Below are 17682 nucleotides of genomic sequence, written 5' to 3' on the forward strand. Positions count from 1 at the left end.
GTGATCGACTGGCTGGTCGGCCAGTTCAAGGCCGCCCACGGCGTCGACCTGTCCAGCGACAACATGGCCCTCCAGCGCCTCAAGGAGGCCGCCGAGAAGGCCAAGATCGAGCTGTCGCAGGTCCAGCAGACCCAGATCAACCTGCCGTTCATCACCGCCACCAGCGAGGGTCCCCTGCACCTCGACGAGTCGCTCAGCCGGGCCCGCTTCCAGGAGCTCACGGCCGACCTCATCGAGCGCTGCCGCGGCCCGTTCGAGCAGGCCATCAAGGACGCGGGCCTGAACAAGGACGACCTCGACCACGTGATCCTGGTCGGCGGCTCGACCCGCATGCCCGCCGTGCACGACCTGGTCAACGACCTCACCGGCAAGGAGCCCCACAAGGGTGTGAACCCCGACGAGGTGGTGGCCGTGGGTGCCGCCATCCAGGCCGGCGTGCTCAAGGGCGAGGTCAAGGACGTCCTGCTGCTGGACGTCACGCCGCTGTCCCTCGGCATCGAGACCAAGGGCGGCGTGATGACCAAGCTCATCGAGCGCAACACCACCATCCCGACGAAGCGTTCCGAGACCTTCACCACGGCTGAGGACAACCAGCCTTCCGTGCAGATCCAGGTCTTCCAGGGCGAGCGCGAGATGGCGCAGCACAACAAGCTGCTCGGCTCCTTCGAGCTCGGTGGCATCGCTCCGGCACCGCGTGGTGTCCCGCAGATTGAGGTGACCTTCGACATCGACGCCAACGGCATCGTGCACGTCACCGCGAAGGATAAGGGCACCGGCAAGGAGAACACGATCAAGATCCAGGACGGCTCCGGCCTCTCCCAGGACGAGATCGACCAGATGATCAAGGACGCCGAGGCTCACGCTGAGGAGGACAAGAAGCGCCGCGAGGAGCAGGAGGTCCGCAACTCCGCAGAGTCCACCGTCTACCAGACCCGCAAGTTCGTCGAGGACAACAAGGACAAGGTCTCTGAGGACATCCAGAACAAGGTCGAGGAGGCAGCCAAGGCTGTCGACGAGGCCCTGAAGGGTGAGGACATCGAGGCCATCAAGGACGCCATGGAGAAGCTCTCCGCGGAGTCCCAGGAGATGGGTAAGGCCATCTACGAGTCCGAGGCAGCCCAGGCCGGCGAGGCAGGCGGCGCTGAGGACGCAGGCTCCGAGGATCCGAACGTCGTCGACGCTGAGGTTGTCGACGAAGATGACAGCGAGGATGAGAAGAAGTAATGACGAACGCACACACCTCCGGCGAGATGCCGGATAACCCAGGTGATCCGGCGGTCACTGACCCAGAGGCGGATGCGGCCGTCAACAATGCCGGCGAGGCGCCGGGCGAATCCCCCGAAGCGGCCGTGAAGGCCCAGGAGGACGCCCAGCGCGACGCCGCAGAAGCAGCAGCCGACGACGCTGCGGCCGACCTGGCCGACGGCGACGACACGGTCGACCCTTCGCTGGATCCGGAGGCCGCCGCCAACCCGGCCGAGGCCGAGCTGGCTGAGCGCACCGAGGATCTGAAGAGAGTCACCGCCGAGTACGCCAACTACCGTCGCCGCGCTGAGCGCGACCGGGAGGCGGCGGTGGAGGCGGCCAAGGCCGGCCTGGCCACGGACCTTCTGCCGATCTTGGACGACCTGGATCTGGCAGCTGAGCACGGCGACCTGACCGGGCCGCTCAAGGCGATGTCCGACAAGCTGAACACTGTTCTGCGCGGGGCCAAGGTGGAGGTCGTCGGCGCCGAGGGCGACGCCTTCGATCCGGAGCTTCACGAGGCTGTGCAGGACATGTCCTCTGGCGACGAGAAGGCTGTCGGTACAGTGCTCCGCAAGGGCTACCGCATGGGGGAGCGAGTGCTCCGCCACGCGATGGTTGTCATCGCGGATCCCCAGTAATAACCGCAGCATAAAACCCGGCACCTATCAGGGTGCCGGGTTTTATGCTGTCTATGGCCCGGATCTACTTCGGCCAGCGCCGAAGCGGCGCAAAGGCTCTTATGAAACACCTCTCGAGCGACAATGTGCCGGTGCTGGATTGAGGGCTTAAGGGAGGGAACGGTGAGCTAGGAGGGGCGGAATGGCTGCGGGGGGTTAATCGGTTAAGGAAAACAGTGACATAGTTTGCTGTCCAAATGTAGTATGCGTCACAAGCTCACCTAAGCTCAACCAGAAAGGGCAGTACATGACTATTTATGCGAACCCAGGGACCGACGGTGCGATCGTCAACTTCCGTGCGCGCTACGACAACTTCATTGGCGGCGAGTGGACCCCGCCAGCCGATGGTGAGTACATGGACAACGTCACCCCCGTTACCGGTGAGGTGTTTTGTCAGGTGGCCCGCGGCAAGGCTGCAGATATCGAGCTCGCGCTCGACGCAGCACACAAGGCGGCGCCAGCCTGGGGCAAGACCTCCCCAGCCGAGCGTGCCCTGATCCTGCACCGCATCGCCGACCGCATCGAGGAGAACCTCGAGGAAATCGCCATCGCGGATACCTGGGATAACGGTAAGGCAGTCCGCGAAACCCTCGCTGCGGACATTCCCCTGGCCGTCGACCACTTCCGCTACTTCGCCGGCGCCCTACGTGCCCAGGAGGGCAGGCTCTCCCAGATCGACCACGACACCGTCGCCTACCACTTCAACGAGCCACTGGGCGTCGTGGGTCAGATCATCCCCTGGAACTTCCCGATCCTCATGGCTGCCTGGAAGATCGCACCAGCGTTGGCTGCCGGTAACGCCATCGTCCTGAAGCCTGCAGAGCAGACCCCGGCCTCCCTGCTGTACTTGGTCGAAAAGATCGCAGACCTGCTGCCTGATGGCGTCCTGAATATCGTCAATGGACTCGGTTCGGAGGCAGGTGCCGCTCTGTCCGGTTCCAAGCGCATCTCCAAGATCGCGTTCACTGGTTCCACCGAGGTTGGCCGCATCATCAACAAGGTCGCAGCCGAGCGGATTATCCCCGTCACCCTGGAACTGGGCGGCAAATCCCCATCCCTGTTCTTCCCGGATATCATGGACAAGAAGGACGAGTTCTTCGACAAGGCCCTCGAGGGCTTCGCGATGTTTGCCCTGAACCAGGGAGAAGTCTGCACCTGCCCGTCCCGCGCGCTGGTCCACGAATCCATCGCTGACGAGTTCCTGGAGCTCGGCGTGAAGCGCGTGAACGCTATCAAGAAGGGCAACCCGCTGGACACCGAAACCCAGATGGGCGCCCAGGCCTCCCGCGAGCAGATGGACAAGATCTGCTCCTACCTGGAGATCGGGCCGAAGGAGGGGGCCGAGACCCTCACCGGCGGTAACGTCAACAAGATCGAGGGGCTGGAGGACGGCTACTACGTAGAGCCGACGATTTTCAAGGGCACCAATGACATGCGGATCTTCCAGGAGGAGATCTTCGGCCCGGTGCTGTCCGTGGTGACCTTCAAGGATTACGACGAGGCCATCCGCGTCGCTAACGACACCAACTACGGCTTGGGTGCCGGCGTATGGACCCGTAACGGCAACATCGCCTACCGTGCCGGCCGTGACATTCAGGCGGGCCGTGTGTGGGTGAACCAGTACCACAACTACCCAGCTCACGCCGCATTCGGCGGCTATAAGGAGTCCGGTATTGGTCGCGAGAACCACCTGATGATGCTGTCTCACTACCAGCACACCAAGAACCTGCTCGTCTCCTACGCGGAGAATGCCACGGGCCTGTTCTAGGTCGGTCTTCTTAGAGCACCTGGCGCGAATGAAAGGGCCCCCACCATTGGGTGGGGCCCTTCGTGTTCCGGTTTTGCCTGGGGGCGGAGGCGGGGCTGTGCGCGGGGCGTTTAGTTTTCTGGGCACCACCGGCCGGCCTGGGGCCCGGCGCTAGAGGCCGGGGCCGCCTGGGCCTGGGTCACTCGGGCCACCTGGTCCACCGAGACCGAATCCACCGTCGCCGTCCAGGCCGTCGCTGATGCGGCCCATCAGGTACGGGGTGGGCTTGACCTGAATCTCCACCTGGCGATCCTTGTCACCCCACACCACGTCCGTGAATGTGGTGACCTCACCCATGTGCAGCAGGTGCAGTCGCGGGCTGATCTGGCCCGGCTTCGAGCTGTACTGCTCCGCCGCCATCGTGGCCATCAGACCAATCGAGCCCATCAGGTCATTGCCATTCGTGACCTCGCGCGCCAGGGTCAGGTGGCGGTGCGGGCTGGCGAAAATGATGCCCGAGCTCAGGTCGACATCGGGGCGATGGCGGGCGAAAAGCTCTTCCAGGAACAGCGGGGCAGAGCCGGCGTAGTAGGAGCTGGACTCGATGGACCACACCATCTCCGGGTCTTGATCGCCGTCGTGGGGCAGCACGCCCGAATCCGAGCGCACCTCCCGGAAGCGCAGGTCGGACTCGATGAGGTCCTGCCACAGGTTGCGGTAGCCCATCCGGTAGAGGTGCTCCACCAGACCGCGGTCCTCGAGGTCGCGCTCCGTGAGTGCTCGGATCCCGCCGGGGCGGTCCAGGCAGAGGCGCACGATGAGGTCATCGGCGTAGGGGCGGACGGGGGAGTCCTTATCGAATTGGAACGCGCCCTTCGGCGCCACTCCTAGCTCCTTTTTCACCGGCGCCAGGCGTGCGCGCATCGCGGCGTAAAAATCGGCATCGCGCATCTGGGAGACCGGAAGCTCGGAGGGGGCTTGCGGGGCGTTATCCTGCGAGGCCGCGGGGGAGTCTCCCGTCTCGCCGTTGGGGATCGTGGCGTCCGGAAAAGATGCAGCGTCGGGTTGCTGAACCGGGGGGCTATCCGTACCGCTGGCGGCGGGCTGGCCGAAGAGCCGTTCAAACCAATTGGGCTTCCGAGAGGTCATATCCTCCAGCCTAACTGTTCGGGCAGAAAACCCCAGAAGAAGGAATACTTTGCCCGCAGAATCGTTGAGGCAGAATGGAAGCGCAAAGTTCAGCGCGGTAGACTCAAGGTTGAGTTCCTGGGCGTCCCCTGAGCAGCGCCGAACGGCACCGCGCACAACCGCAAAAATTTAGAAAACAGCAGCTTAGAACGAAGGTAGAAGACAATGAACCGTGAATGGATAGACAAGGATTATTACAAAGACCTCGGCGTGAGTGAAAGCGCCAGCGCTGAGGAGATTAAGAAGGCCTACCGCAAGATCGCGCGGGACAACCACCCGGATAAACACCCCGGGGATACTGTGGCCGAAAACCGCTTTAAGGCAGCCTCCGAGGCCTACTCCGTCGTGGGCGATAAGGAGAAGCGCAAGGAGTACGACGAGCTGAAGTCCATGGTCGCTTCCGGCGGCATGGGTGGCGGCTTTAGTGGTGCCCCAGGGGGCTTCAGCGGCTTCGGCGGCGGAGGCAGCCGATTCGGCGGCTTTAGCGGTGGCACGGGGATGGGCGAGGAATTCAATATCTCGGACATCTTCGGCGACGTCTTCGGTGGTGCAAGCAGTGGAGGCGGCGGGTTTAGCGGCTTCGGTGGCGGTGGCGAGCGGCGCCAGCGCAAACGCAGCCGGGGTGCGGACGTAGAAACCGAGATCACCCTCGAATTTCGGGAAGCCACCAAGGGCGTGACCGTACCCATCCGGCTCACCAGCGCAGCCCCCTGCACCAACTGCCACGGCTCCGGCGCGAAGCCCGGCACCAGCCCGCGCACCTGCGGGACCTGTAGCGGCAACGGGCTCGTCTCCGAGGACCGGGGCGCCTTCGGTTTCTCCCGCCCTTGCCCGGACTGCTCCGGCACCGGCACCCGCATCGAGGACCCGTGTCCGGACTGCTCCGGAACAGGCCAGCAGCACCGCCCCCGCACCATCACCGTCCGCGTCCCAGCCGGCGTGGTTGACGGGCAGAAGGTCCGCCTGGCAGGGCAGGGCGCCGCGGGTGAACGCGGCAAGCCTTCCGGCGACCTCTTCGTCACCGTCCACGTCAAACCTGACAAGGTCTTTACCCGCAGCGGCGACGACCTGCAGCTCACCGTCCCGGTCAGTTACACCGAACTCGTCCTCGGTGGCGCGGTTACCGTCCCGACCCTGGACTCGAAGGTGCGCGTGCGCATCCCCCAGGGCACCGCGGACGGCACGACCCTCCGGGTGCGGGGACGCGGCGTCCACAAACGCAACGGCAACAGCGGCGACCTCCTGGTCACCGTGAAAGTTGAGATTCCGAGCAACCTCGACGAAGGCGCGATGAGCGCTCTTCGCAGCTACGCCGAGGAGGAGAAGCGCTCTGGTTTTGACCCTCGCGCCAACTGGGCCGGTCGGGACTAAGCGCGAAGAAGTGGAGGTGAAAGCCAATGTCCGAGGCAAAGAAGAAGCAATGGCCGACCGAACCTGCCGGGGCGGAGCCCTGTGCGGCCGGAGCCCACGGCAGGGAGGAACAGGAGGTCTTCGTGATCTCCGTGGCCGCCGAGATCACCGGCATGCACGCCCAAACCCTGCGCACCTACGACCGCATGGGGTTGGTCACCCCACAGCGCACCCGCGGCGGCGGGCGGCGCTACTCCCGGGAAGACATCGCCCAGCTGCTAGAGATCCAGCGGCTCTCCCACGAGGAGGGCGTGAACCTGGCGGGAATCCAGCGCATCATCGAGCTGGAGGAGCGGTTGCAGGAAGCACAGCAGGAAAATGCGGTGCTGCGCCAGCAGCTAGCCAAAGCCCGTGGCGAATCGCGGGGCCGCAGCCGCGGCGAGATCGTGCACGTGCCGCGCTCCACCGCGGTGGTGCTGTGGGAGCAGCGACGCAAGCGCTAGGCAGCCGCTGGCCCACATTTTCGCGCCGAGTCTAGCCTGCCGCGGCGAACTGGCTCTTGTAGAGCTCCGCGTACACGCCCCCAGCTGCCAATAGCTCCGCATGGGTACCCTGCTCGGCGATGGCACCCTCCTTCATGACAACGATGACGTCCGCATCCCGGATCGTGGAGAGCCGGTGCGCGATGACGAAGCTTGTCCGTTCCGACTGCAATGCCGTCATCGCCTGCTGAATAAGCAGCTCGGTGCGGGTATCCACCGATGAGGTCGCCTCGTCGAGAATGAGCAGCTCCGGAGCAGAGAGGAAAGCCCGAGCGATAGTGATCAGCTGGCGCTCGCCCACGGAAATCGCCCCGGAATCCTGGCTGATCATCGTCTCGTAGCCTTCCGGCAGGGCACGGACGAAACGGTCCACGTAGCTCGCCTTTGCGGCAGCGATGACCTCCTCATCGGTGGCGTCCAACCGGCCGTAACGAATGTTCTCCATGATCGTGCCCTCGAAGATCACCGCGTCCTGGAGCACCATGCCCACCCTGGACCGCAGCTCGGCGCGGCCAAGGTCGCGGATATCCACCCCATCGAGCGTGATCGCGCCGGCGTCGATCTCGTAGAACCGCATGATGAGGTTGACCAGGGTGGTCTTACCAGCGCCCGTGGGCCCGACGATCGCCACCGTCTGACCGGGACGCACGGCGAGATTCATATCCTGGATCAACGGCGCCTCGGGGGAGTATGAGAAGTCGACACCACGGAACTCCACGGCACCGGTGGTGCGTGGCGGGGTGGCGTTGGTCTCCTTCGTGCGGGTGTCAGCCTTCACTCCAGGCACGGCAACGGTTGGCTCAGCTGGCGCGACTTCCGCCGGGGAAGAACGGTCCTCGACCTCCTCCTCGGCGTCGAGCAGTTCGAAAACGCGCTCTGCGGAGGCAACCCCGGATTGCACCTGGTTCATCATGCCCGCCATCTGTGTGAGCGGCTGGTTGAATTCGCGGGAGTACTGAATAAAGGCGGTCACCGCCCCCAAGCTCATCTGCCCAGACGCCACCCGAAGGCCACCTGCCACCGCGATGCCCACGTAGCTCAAATACGTCAGCCAGTTCATGATCGGCATCATCATCGAGGAGTAGAACTGCGCCTTCGCAGCCGCTTCGTAGAGCTCCTCGTTGCGGGCGTGGAACTCGGCCTGCATGTCCTCAGAGCGGCCAAAGGTGCGCACGAGGTCGTGGCCCGTGAAGAATTCCTCAATCTGCCCATTGACCCGGCCAGTCGCCCGCCATTGCGAGGCGAACAGGGCCTGGGACTTGGTGCCGATGATGCCAAGAACAATCGCCGAGATTGGCAGCGCGACCAGCGCAATCAATGCCAGCTGCCAGGAGACCGCAAACATCATCACGGTGACCCCAATGACAAGCAGGAGGGACTCGATCAGCTGCGCGACCGCCTGCTGCAAAGCCTGCTGAATATTATCCACGTCGTTCGTTGTTCGGGAGAGGATATCGCCGCGCTGTCGGGTGTCGAAGTAGTTCAGCGGCAGGCGGTTGATCTTGCGCTCGACATCCCTGCGCAGCTGATAGACCACCCGCATGGTCAGGGCGTTCATGATCAGCCCCTGCAGCCACATGAAGAGTGCGGCACCGAAGTACATCAGCAGAACGATGATCAGCAGTCGGCCCAGCGCACCGAATTTTATGCCCTCGCCGGGGGTGAACTCCATCCCGGAGAGCATGTCCGCCAGTTCCGTACTACCCGCGGCCTGCGCACCGGCGATGACCTGCTCCCGGCTCAGCTCCTCCGGCATGCGGCCGGAGACCGCGCCCGAGAAGATGATGTCCATCGCCCGCCCCAGCACCCTCGGGGCGTAGACCGTCAGAATGACGGAGGCGACCACGAACAGGAACACCACAGCCAGGGATAGCTTACGGCTCGACAGCAGCCCCAGCATCCGCACCGCGGAGGGCCAGAAAGCCTTCGCCTTGCGTGGCGCGCTGCCGAAATCATCTCGGTCGATACTGTCCTCGAACTCTAGGATCTCCTGCTCGCTGACCTCGGCCTGCGACGGGGATGTCGAGTTGTTCTTGCGGCTCATGCCTTCTCCTCCGCGTTCAGCTGAGACTCGGCGATCTCCCGGTATGTTGTTGAGCTCTCCAGCAGCTCCTGGTGCGTCCCGCGGGCGACGATGCGACCAGCTTCGAGGACGAGAATCTGGTCAGCGTCGGTGATCGTCGCAATCCTCTGGGCAACGACGATGACGGTGGCGTCCTTCGTCCGAGGGGCTAGCGCTTCACGCAGCCGCGCGTCGGTGGCGACGTCCAGCGCGGAGAAGGAATCGTCGAAAAGGTACAGGCTCGGCTGTCCGACCAGCGCTCGGGCGATGCAAAGGCGCTGCCGCTGCCCACCGGAGACGTCCGTTCCCCCTTGGGCGATTGAGGACGCCAACCCGCTGGCCTGCTGTTCGCCTTCGCCAGTCGTACGCACGCTCACGAAATCCTCGGCCTGGGCGATGCGCAGCGCATCCCATAGCTCCTCGTCGGTGGCGTTGTGCTTACCGAAGCGCAGGTTTGTGGCGACGGTGCCGGAGAACAGGAACGGCTTCTGCGGGACGAAACCCACCCGATCGGCGAGGGTCTGCTCGGCGAGCTGCTGGACAGGCACCCCGTCGAGAAGGACCTGGCCACGGGTGGCCTCGTAGAGGCGGGGGATGAGGCTCAGCAGGGTGGTCTTCCCGGATCCTGTGGACCCGATAATGGCAGTGGTTTGGCCCGGCTTGGCGGTGAAACTGATGCCGTCGAGCACCGGCTCCTCCGCGCCGGGGTAGGTGAAGCTGACATTCTGAAACTCGACCTCGCCGGTGTTGGCCTCCGGGACTACTGGGTTAACCGGTGCGCGCAGGGAAGGCTCGTGGCGGAGCACCTCGTTGATGCGCTCGGCGCAGATGATGGCGCGGGGCAGCATCATCGCCATGAAGGCCCCCATCATCACGGCCATGAGGATCTGCAGGAGGTACTGCATAAACGCGGTGAGCGAACCAACCTCCATTGCCCCGGCGTCCACCCGCTTCCCGCCGAACCACAGGACGGCCGCGGTCGCGAGGTGGAGAATGACGGTGATGACCGGGAACATCAAGACAAAGACCCGGCCGATGCGAATGGACGTATCGGTGAGATCGCGGTTGGCCGCGTCGAAGCGGTTGGCCTCGTGGTTTTCCCGGACAAAGGCGCGGACGACCCGAATACCGGTGATCTGTTCCCGAAGCACCCCGTTAATGCGGTCAATTTTTTCCTGCATGACGGTGAACATCGGCAATAGCTGGGCGATGAGTAACCCGACGATAACAAGCAGGATCGGTACCGAGATCCAGACCAGCCAGGACAACCCGGCATGCTCCCGGATGGCCATGATGATTCCGCCGATGGACATGATCGGCATCATAACCATGAAATTCAGCGCCATGAGAGTGACCATTTGGATCTGCTGAACGTCGTTTGTACCGCGCGTGACCAAGGTGGCGGTGCCGAATTGCGCCATGTCTTGAGCACTGAAGGAATCCACGGTGCGGAAAATATCCCGGCGGATGTCCCTGCCCAAACCCATCGCGGCGTGGGCGCCGAACCACACGGCCACCACCGAGGCGAGGAGCTGAACGAAAGCGACGGCCAGCATGATGCCACCCGTGGACCAGATGTAGCCGATATCTCCGGTGGCTACGCCACGGTCGATGATCCGCGCGTTCAGGGTGGGCAGGTAGAGCACCGCCAGGGTGGCGGCGAGCTGGAGAATGATGACAGTCACCACGTGCCAGCGGTAGGGGGCGATGTGCCCCTTGATGAGCCGGATGAGATGCATCGGCGCTCCTTTCTACGCCCGCGCGCTGGGGTCAACCAGGCGTGCGGGTTCGGGGTGGGCGGGGAGCGGGGCGTCGGTGCAGCGTTGCTGTCGGCGTTTTAGAGCGCGATCTCTCCAGTCAGGATGAGCCAGAGCCCCGCGATAGAAGAAACTGTCACAATGGCAGCGATGAGCCATTCGAAGGCGTTGAAGATCCGCTCGTTCGCGGAGATGCGAGTGAAGATGTAGATGATCATGCCCGGCATCACCAGCAGCGTGCCCAGCAGCACGAAACGCAGGTCGGCGGCGTAGAGCAGCCACAGCGAGTAAATGAACGCCACCCCGCCCAGCACCAGGTGAACCCGGTTGGTGGACTTCGGGATCTCCGGGCCGGAGAGGTTGAACAGGCGACCGGCATCCGGGTGGGCGATGCCCGCGCCACGGGTGGCCAGGAACAGCAGGTACAGCGAGCTGAAGACGTAAGGCAGCAGGTACAGGGAGGTCGCCAGCTGCACCATCGTGGAGTAGGTGGACTCGTTGAGGTAGAAGATCACGATGAACACCTGGATGATCACCGCGGAGAACAGCTGGGCGGTGACCGGGGCACCCTTCGGGTTCGTCTTCCCGACGAACTTCGGGAGCAGGCCATCCTGGGCCATCAGCATGATCGGCTCGGCGCACAGCATCTGCCAGGAGACGTAGGCTCCCAGCACGCTGATGCACAGGCCGATGGAGATCAGGCCCGCGCCCCACGGTCCGACGACGAGCTCCAGGACCTCTGCCATCGAGTTATCGCCCATCGCGGCGAGCTCCTCGCGGCTGGCCACACCGAAGGACAGGAAGCTGACGAGCACTAGCAGCAGGAAGACAACGAGGAAGCCCAGCAGGGTGGCGAGGGAGACGTCCTTGCGATGGCGCGCCCGCTTGGAATAGGTGGACGCACCCTCCACGCCGATGAACGCCCAAACGGTGAAGAGCATCATGCCCTTGACCTGGTCGGTCAGGGTGCTGACCTGGTTGCCGTCCTCACCGAAGGTGGCGGCCTGGCCCCAGAAGTCCGCGGTGAGGACCTCAGGCTTGAAGCCCACAAAGGCCACCAGCACGAGGAAGGCGATGATCGGCAGGATCTTCGCGACCGTGGCGACCACGTTCATGATCGCCGCCTGGCGCACTCCGCGCGAGAGCACCAGGAAGATCGTCCAGGTCAGCGCGGAGACCGCGAGGGACTGAACGAAGGGGTGATCGCCGCCGAAGATCGGGAAGAAGAAGCCCAGCGAGCTGAAGAACAGGGTGGCGTAACCCACCTGGGCGATGATCGTGCCCAGCCAATAGCCCCACGCTGAGGCGAAACCAATGAAGTCGCCCAGCCCGGCGCGCACGTAGCTGTACACGCCAGAGTCGAGGTGTGGTTTGCGCTGCGCGAGGGCCTGGAAGACATAGGCCACACACAGCATGCCGAGGCCGGTGATGATCCAGCCGATCATCGCCGCGCCCGGGGAGGCCACCAGCGCGATGTTCTGCGGCATGGCGAAGATGCCGGCGCCCACAGCGCTGCCAATGATCAAACTGACAAGGGTGCCAAGCCGTACGGTGCGCGGGTCGTCGGTGACCAAGACCTCCGGGGTGGACGGCTGAGCGTTAGTCTTCATCTTTCGTAGGCTACAGCGAAGAAAGCACCGACGCGAATAAAAGCGAACAGGGGGTATCCCCTGGTGAGAAGCCTATTCGCGTAGGGCTGCCACCACCGCTGGATCGTTGTAATACCCGCTGTGGGAGCCCGTCTCTCCGCCAGCGGCGAGCCGTGCGTCGTCAACCCGGTCGATCCCGTACTCCAGGAGCTGAGAAATGCCAGCACGCTCGTCGTTGCCGCCCGGGTTCAGGAGGTCATCGGCCCCGAAAAGCGGGGAGGTGGGGTCGGCTCCGTGGATGCCCTGGTTCTTCGGAAAAACGGCGGCGGGGTCGTACGCCAGTTTCCCGACGGTGGCGGCAGAGCTGATGTTTTCGATGAGGTCGCCGGGTTCGGTGTAGGCCTCGACCCGCGCGCCGGGGTTGAGCTGCAGCTCGCTGGCGTGGTTGACGGGGACCCCGGGGCTGCCGAGGAAGGTGACGCGGTCGGCGTCGAGGTGGCCGTCGGCCGCGCCCTGTCCGACGACGACGGAGCCGTAGCTATAGCCACTGACATGCAGCGTGGCGTCGGGGTTGATCCGTCGCAGGCTGTCCTGGAAGGCCCGCAGCCGGGCCCCGCCCGTTGTGGCGAGCTCTCCGCTGGCGCCGCTGATCAGGTTGCTGGGTGCGTGGTAGCCATTCCAGGACACCACCGCGACCTTTTCCCCGGCGAGCTGCTGGGCAAAGCGCACCTGCTTGGCTTTGGCGGCCTCCCCGCGGGAACCCACCCCGCCGACGAGGGTGATGACTCGATCTGCGTTGGCCACGTCGCCGACCACGGCCGCGGTGCCGTAGGGCAGGTCGATGGTCTGGGCGGGTATCACGGCCGCCCCGCCGGGTTCGGCGCCGCCCCAGCCGACCACGGGGGCCGGGCGGGCGTGGGAGGCCAGCGCGTCGACGGCGGCACCGGTCGCCGAGTCGACAGCCCGCACCAGCGTGAGCGCGGATTGCGCGATACCGGTGAGCACGCCGGTCAGGGGTAGTAGTGCGGGCATCTCCGTGTATGCCACGCCTGCACTGTCGATGCGGATCATGGGCTCAACCCAGCGCAGGGCTTTGAGGATGTTTTGGGCGACCTGCAGTGTCCGGGCGTAGCCGTTGGTCGAGGTGCCGCACAGGCCGGCTGCCCAGCCTGTGGAGTCCGCCTGCGTGAGCGCGGTGCTAAGCCGGTGGTGCGCCGCGTCCGCCGCCGCGCCCTGCCACACCTCCGGGGTTGTCATCCCCAGGCCCCGAGACTGCGCGGCGAGTTCGGAGATGTGATTGCCGGCATCCGACCAGGTGCGTGCCTGCTCAAGGATCTCGCCGGTGGCGGCGTGCTCCACCGCGAAAACCGTCATCCCGCTCATCGCGACTCACCTCCACCGGTGGGAGTCAGGCACCGTGCAGCTACCGAGTCGGCCGCGGTGTTGGCGTCCTTAAATGACGAGATATCGGCACACATCCGCTGCCACTGATCCAGCTGGGAACGCAGGGCGGTGGGGATGGCGGCGTTGGCGTGCTCCGCGGCCGCGCTCATGCGGGGGCCGGGACCCGGCGACAACCCCGGGCTGAGCCTTTCGGCCTGCTCGGAGGTCTGCGCGTGGAGCTTCTCGCTGGACATGAGGACGTGCTCCAGGGCGATGGGGTCGAGCTTCAGGACGTCGCCGTAATCCAGCTCTGTCCCGTGTCCTTCTACTTCGTGCGACTCGCCGGACTGGCCACCGGAGTCGGGGGCGGAGAGCCCGCGCAGGCTGGTCTCCACCTGGTCCGTGAGTTCTGCGTGGTTGGTGAACCCCACCCGGGCGCGTTCGGCGAGAGCCTGCTCGACATCCTCGGCGGTCTGGTTCGCCGTGCTGGATACGGTGTCTCCGATGCGGCTGAGGATGTGCTCGATCCCCGGTGTGAGCGTGGTGGTCTCTGGCATTGTTTCCCCTCGTGTTCGGTGGCCTGGTGGCGGGTCTACTCGCCGCCTGCGGCCGGTGCGTTTAGGAAAACATCGCCGGCGGGCTAGCGGAAGAGAGCATGGTGCGAGCGGTGGTTTCTGTGGATAGCCATGCCGGGGATATCCACAGCGGCCGCGACGGCGTCCGGGCCTAATCCCTACGAGCTCCAGCGCGGGGTGTGGTTTCTCGTTACCCTGGGGGCATGCGTATCTCCGTGATCCAGATGAGCGCCCAGCCGGATGTCGAGGCGAACCTCGCCCTTATCCGGAAGTACATCGCGGGCTCCGCGCAGAACGGTGCTGACCTCGTGGTTTTCCCCGAGGCTGCGATGTTCCCCTTCGATGCCGGGCGCCTCGACACGGTTGCCCAACCCCTCGATGGTCCCTTCGGCCGGGCCATTAAGGCCACCGCTGAGGAACACGGGATCGTCGCCGTCGTGGGCATGTTTACCCCGGCGGACTCGGTTTTCCGGCTGCCCAATGGCGAGCTGTCCACCGAGCGCCCGGGTGATAGCGGTGGCATCCAGGAGTTCCGCCGCGTGACCAACACCCTGCTGGTCGCCGGGCCGGGAATCTTCGCGGGCTACGACAAGATCCACTGCTTCGACGCCTTCGGCCACCAGGAATCCGCCACCGTGCGCCCCGGCAATCGTCGCGTGACCTTCGAACTCAACGGCGTGAAGATCGGTCTGGCCACCTGCTACGACATCCGCTTCCCTGGCCACTTCATCGGCCTGGCGCAGTCTGGTGCGAAGGTTATCGTCGTGCCCACCAGCTGGGCCGATGGCCCAGGCAAGCTCGATCAGTGGCGCGCGCTGACCTCCGCCCGCGCCCTGGACTCCAGCTCCTACCTCGTGGCCGCGGGAATGGCTCGCCCCGGCAGCCCCGAGGATTATGGCAAGCCAGAGGGACCCACTGGCATCGGGCACTCCGTGGTGGTGAGCCCGCAGGGGGCCAAGCTCGCGGAGACCGGGTATGCCGCCCAGGTGCTGACGGTGGATATCGACCCGAATTCCGTGGATCACGTCCGCAAGGGGCTGCCGATCCTCGGCGGCCACAACCTCGACCGCGAGATCACCGAGACGATCCACATCGAGCCAGAGGACTAGCTAAGCCTTATCCACGCTGAGCTGACTGGGGTCCGCGCCCGCTGCCAGTAGTGCATCCACGCTTGCGCTGACGTGCGCTTCTTCCCCGGCGACGAGCACCCGGGCGTCCTGCCACGCGCCGTCCCGGATGGCGGCGTTCACGGCATGGCCGACCCGCAGCAGCCCGTCGAGCTCCGCCGACGTCCCCGTCAGCCCCTCGATCCCGGCCGCCTCGGCCGCCACGGGCACCACCCGCAGCCAAACCCAGGCGCGAGCAAAACCCAGCAGGCTGGGTAGCTCGTAGAGTTCAGCGACGCTATCGGCCCCGACGTACAGCGCGGTCTCCGGTGGCTCGGGTTGCTGCGCCAGTTCCAACAGCAGGGCCCGCAGCGGAGCCAGCCCCGTGTTCTGCGCAATCATGCACACCGGGCGCTCGTCCTCGGCATCCACGCTGAGGAAGCCATAGCTCGCCCCGAGCACCCACTGGTCCCCGGCCTGGGCCTCCGTGAGGATCGCGCGCCGAGCCTCGCTATCCCCACGCACGTGGAACTCGATCAGCCCGTCCGGGTTCGCGGGCGTGCCGGGGTGCAGGTATTGCCACTGCGTGTCGCCGTAGGGGGTGCGGACGTCCAGGTACTGCCCGGTCCACCAGGGTTGTGGCGCGTTTTCTTGGATGCGAATGACCCCGATCGCGGGTCGTCCGGTGGTCTCGTCGCCGGGGTAGGCTTCCGCGACGTCGAGGACTTCGGCGGTGCGCGTCGCGGTCGCGGTGCTGCGCTGGGCGCCGAGGGCGAGCAGGTGGCAGGTTAGGTCCGCGGCATCCTCCAGGGTGGCCTGTTCTTGCTCATCGAGGGGCAGGACGTCGGCCCCCGCCTGGCCGAGCGCGTGGGCGAGCGCACCGTAGTGCTCGGCCTCCAGCCCGTGCTTGCGTAGGTCGTGGCCGAGGGCCAGCAGGAAATCGACTTCCTTTTGGGGGTATTCGCCGCTGTAATTCCCAGGGGTCTGGGCAAGCCCGAGGCTGGTGAGCAACGCTCGGAGGCTACGCACCAGGAGGGGCTGATCTGCTTTCAGGTCCGACCACGTGGTCGGGGTGGCGTCCGGGGACTCCCCGGTGCGCAACGGCTGGGCGGTGGGCCCGGGCGCGGGCCCCTGGGCGTCGAGAATGGCCCGGACGCGTGCGCTCAGGGGAGTGAGGTGATTGAGGATGGGGGAGAGTAGGTCAATGGAGTCGCGGTCGCTGGGTGCTGCGTGGTGTGACATTGCGTGGGCTCCCTTCCTAGGGCAGCTGCCGCGGGGTGCGGCGAGCTTTTTCGGGCTCATTGTCCCATTTTCTTGAGTCCGTAACCATCATCGCGGGGTGCGCGGCGCGGACGGGGTGGGGAGGGTAAAAAGTGGGCTGTAGCGAAAGGAAAAGAATTTTTAAGTTGAGTGGAATAGACTCAAGGCTAGCGTGGTTGAGTCTAGTGAACTCAATTAGGATAGGTAGCAACAAACCTCACCACAGAAAGGTCACAAGATCATGAGCTCCTTTACCCCAACCACCATGACCCGCGAAGCAATGCAGACCGCCCTTCAGGACGCGTCGAACCGCGGGAACCCGGACATCCGCCCCGGCCACCTGCTGGTGGCCCTGCTCGAGCAGCAGGATTCCATTACCCAGCCGATCCTCACCGCAGCTGGTGTCAACGCCGACGCCGTGCGGACCCAGGCGAAGTCACTCGTGGAGGGTTACCCCACCGCACAGGGCTCTGGCATGGCCAATCCGCAGTTCAACCGCGACGCCCTGAACGCCATGACGGCCGCCCAGGAACTCGCTGGGGAACTCGGTGACACCTACGTCTCCACAGAGGTGCTGCTCACCGGTATCGCCAAGGGCAACTCGGACGCCGCGACGATTCTGCACAACCTGGGTGGCACTTTTGATGCCCTGCGTGGTGCTTTCGAAAGCGTGCGAGGCAACCGCAAGGTCACCACCGAAGAGCCGGAAGGCCAGTTCCAGGCCCTGGAGAAGTACTCCACCGACCTCACCTCCGCTGCCCGCGCCGGGAAGATCGACCCGGTCATCGGCCGCGACCAGGAGATCCGCCGTGTGGTCCAAGTGCTATCGAGGCGCACTAAAAATAACCCCGTGCTCATCGGCGAACCGGGCGTGGGTAAGACCGCGATCGTCGAGGGACTGGCCCGCCGCATCGTCGCGGGCGACGTCCCCGAGTCCCTGAAGGGTAAGAAGCTGGTCTCCCTGGACCTGGGCGCGATGCTCGCGGGCGCGAAGTACCGCGGCGAGTTCGAGGAGCGCCTGAAGTCCGTCCTCGACGAGATCAAGGAAGCCGACGGCGAGATCGTCACCTTCATCGACGAGCTGCACACCATCGTCGGCGCCGGTGCCGGCGGCGACTCCGCGATGGATGCCGGCAACATGATTAAGCCGCTGCTCGCCCGCGGTGAGCTGCGCCTCGTCGGTGCGACCACCCTGGAC

General features: G+C 65.1%; 14 protein-coding genes. 7 read left to right on the forward strand and 7 right to left on the reverse strand.

Annotated elements, in window-relative coordinates; genetic code table 11:
• From Q1V78_RS02975 to Q1V78_RS02985, 3 genes are all read left to right on the forward strand, one after another.
• On the forward strand, positions 1 to 1224 hold a 1224-nt coding region (locus Q1V78_RS02975; protein ID WP_300611459.1), incomplete at its 5' end, for an Hsp70 family protein.
• On the forward strand, positions 1224 to 1886 hold the full coding sequence (gene grpE / locus Q1V78_RS02980; protein WP_300611461.1) for a nucleotide exchange factor GrpE: 663 nt from the start codon (positions 1224 to 1226) through the stop codon (positions 1884 to 1886). The genes Q1V78_RS02975 and grpE, both read left to right, overlap by 1 nt.
• A 286-nt stretch (positions 1887 to 2172) precedes the next feature.
• Complete coding sequence (locus Q1V78_RS02985) at positions 2173 to 3693, forward strand: aldehyde dehydrogenase family protein (RefSeq protein ID WP_300611464.1); 1521 nt, start codon at positions 2173 to 2175, stop codon at positions 3691 to 3693.
• 150 nt (positions 3694 to 3843) lie between these two features.
• Here Q1V78_RS02985 and Q1V78_RS02990 read toward each other — a convergent pair whose 3' ends face one another.
• Positions 3844 to 4821 carry a hypothetical protein gene (locus tag Q1V78_RS02990; protein ID WP_300611466.1) on the reverse strand — a complete coding sequence of 326 codons (978 nt, stop codon included), beginning with the start codon at positions 4819 to 4821 and terminating at the stop codon, positions 3844 to 3846.
• 204 nt (positions 4822 to 5025) lie between these two features.
• Here Q1V78_RS02990 and dnaJ point away from each other — a divergent pair, with 204 nt between their 5' ends.
• Complete coding sequence (gene dnaJ / locus Q1V78_RS02995; protein WP_300611468.1) at positions 5026 to 6231, forward strand: molecular chaperone DnaJ; 1206 nt, start codon at positions 5026 to 5028, stop codon at positions 6229 to 6231.
• Positions 6232 to 6257: 26 nt separating this feature from the next.
• A complete protein-coding gene (locus tag Q1V78_RS03000) occupies positions 6258 to 6713 on the forward strand; it encodes a helix-turn-helix transcriptional regulator (protein ID WP_300611470.1) in 456 nt (151 codons plus the stop codon).
• A 31-nt stretch (positions 6714 to 6744) separates the two neighbouring features.
• Here the strand turns inward: Q1V78_RS03000 and Q1V78_RS03005 are convergent, their stop codons facing one another.
• The 5 genes from Q1V78_RS03005 to Q1V78_RS03025 form a co-directional block, all read right to left on the reverse strand.
• Positions 6745 to 8796 carry an ABC transporter ATP-binding protein gene (locus Q1V78_RS03005; RefSeq protein ID WP_300611472.1) on the reverse strand — a complete coding sequence of 684 codons (2052 nt, stop codon included), beginning with the start codon at positions 8794 to 8796 and terminating at the stop codon, positions 6745 to 6747.
• Positions 8793 to 10553, reverse strand: a complete 1761-nt coding sequence (locus Q1V78_RS03010) for an ABC transporter ATP-binding protein (protein ID WP_300611474.1) — start codon at positions 10551 to 10553, stop codon at positions 8793 to 8795. Before Q1V78_RS03010 ends, Q1V78_RS03005 begins: the two co-directional genes overlap by 4 nt.
• Before the next feature lie 98 nt (positions 10554 to 10651).
• Complete coding sequence (locus Q1V78_RS03015; RefSeq protein WP_300611476.1) at positions 10652 to 12181, reverse strand: basic amino acid/polyamine antiporter; 1530 nt, start codon at positions 12179 to 12181, stop codon at positions 10652 to 10654.
• A gap of 72 nt (positions 12182 to 12253) precedes the next feature.
• The gene (locus tag Q1V78_RS03020) at positions 12254 to 13543 is read right to left on the reverse strand and encodes an alpha/beta hydrolase (RefSeq protein ID WP_300611479.1); all 1290 of its coding nucleotides are present in this window, start codon (positions 13541 to 13543) and stop codon (positions 12254 to 12256) included.
• Positions 13540 to 14100: a hypothetical protein gene (locus Q1V78_RS03025; RefSeq protein WP_300611481.1), complete on the reverse strand. Its 561-nt coding sequence runs from the start codon at positions 14098 to 14100 to the stop codon at positions 13540 to 13542. The genes Q1V78_RS03020 and Q1V78_RS03025 overlap by 4 nt, the downstream gene beginning before the upstream one ends.
• A gap of 221 nt (positions 14101 to 14321) precedes the next feature.
• Between Q1V78_RS03025 and Q1V78_RS03030 the strand changes: the two genes are divergently transcribed.
• Positions 14322 to 15227 carry a carbon-nitrogen hydrolase family protein gene (locus Q1V78_RS03030; RefSeq protein ID WP_300611483.1) on the forward strand — a complete coding sequence of 302 codons (906 nt, stop codon included), beginning with the start codon at positions 14322 to 14324 and terminating at the stop codon, positions 15225 to 15227.
• Here the strand turns inward: Q1V78_RS03030 and Q1V78_RS03035 are convergent, their stop codons facing one another.
• Positions 15228 to 16466 carry a flavohemoprotein gene (locus Q1V78_RS03035; protein ID WP_300611485.1) on the reverse strand — a complete coding sequence of 413 codons (1239 nt, stop codon included), beginning with the start codon at positions 16464 to 16466 and terminating at the stop codon, positions 15228 to 15230.
• A 259-nt stretch (positions 16467 to 16725) separates the two neighbouring features.
• On the opposite strand from Q1V78_RS03035, the gene Q1V78_RS03040 reads away from it, so the two are divergent.
• The coding region (locus Q1V78_RS03040; RefSeq protein WP_300611487.1) for a Clp protease N-terminal domain-containing protein at positions 16726 to 17682 on the forward strand (957 nt) is incomplete at its 3' end.

This window comes from Corynebacterium sp. (assembly GCF_030152825.1).
GTDB lineage: Bacteria > Actinomycetota > Actinomycetes > Mycobacteriales > Mycobacteriaceae > Corynebacterium.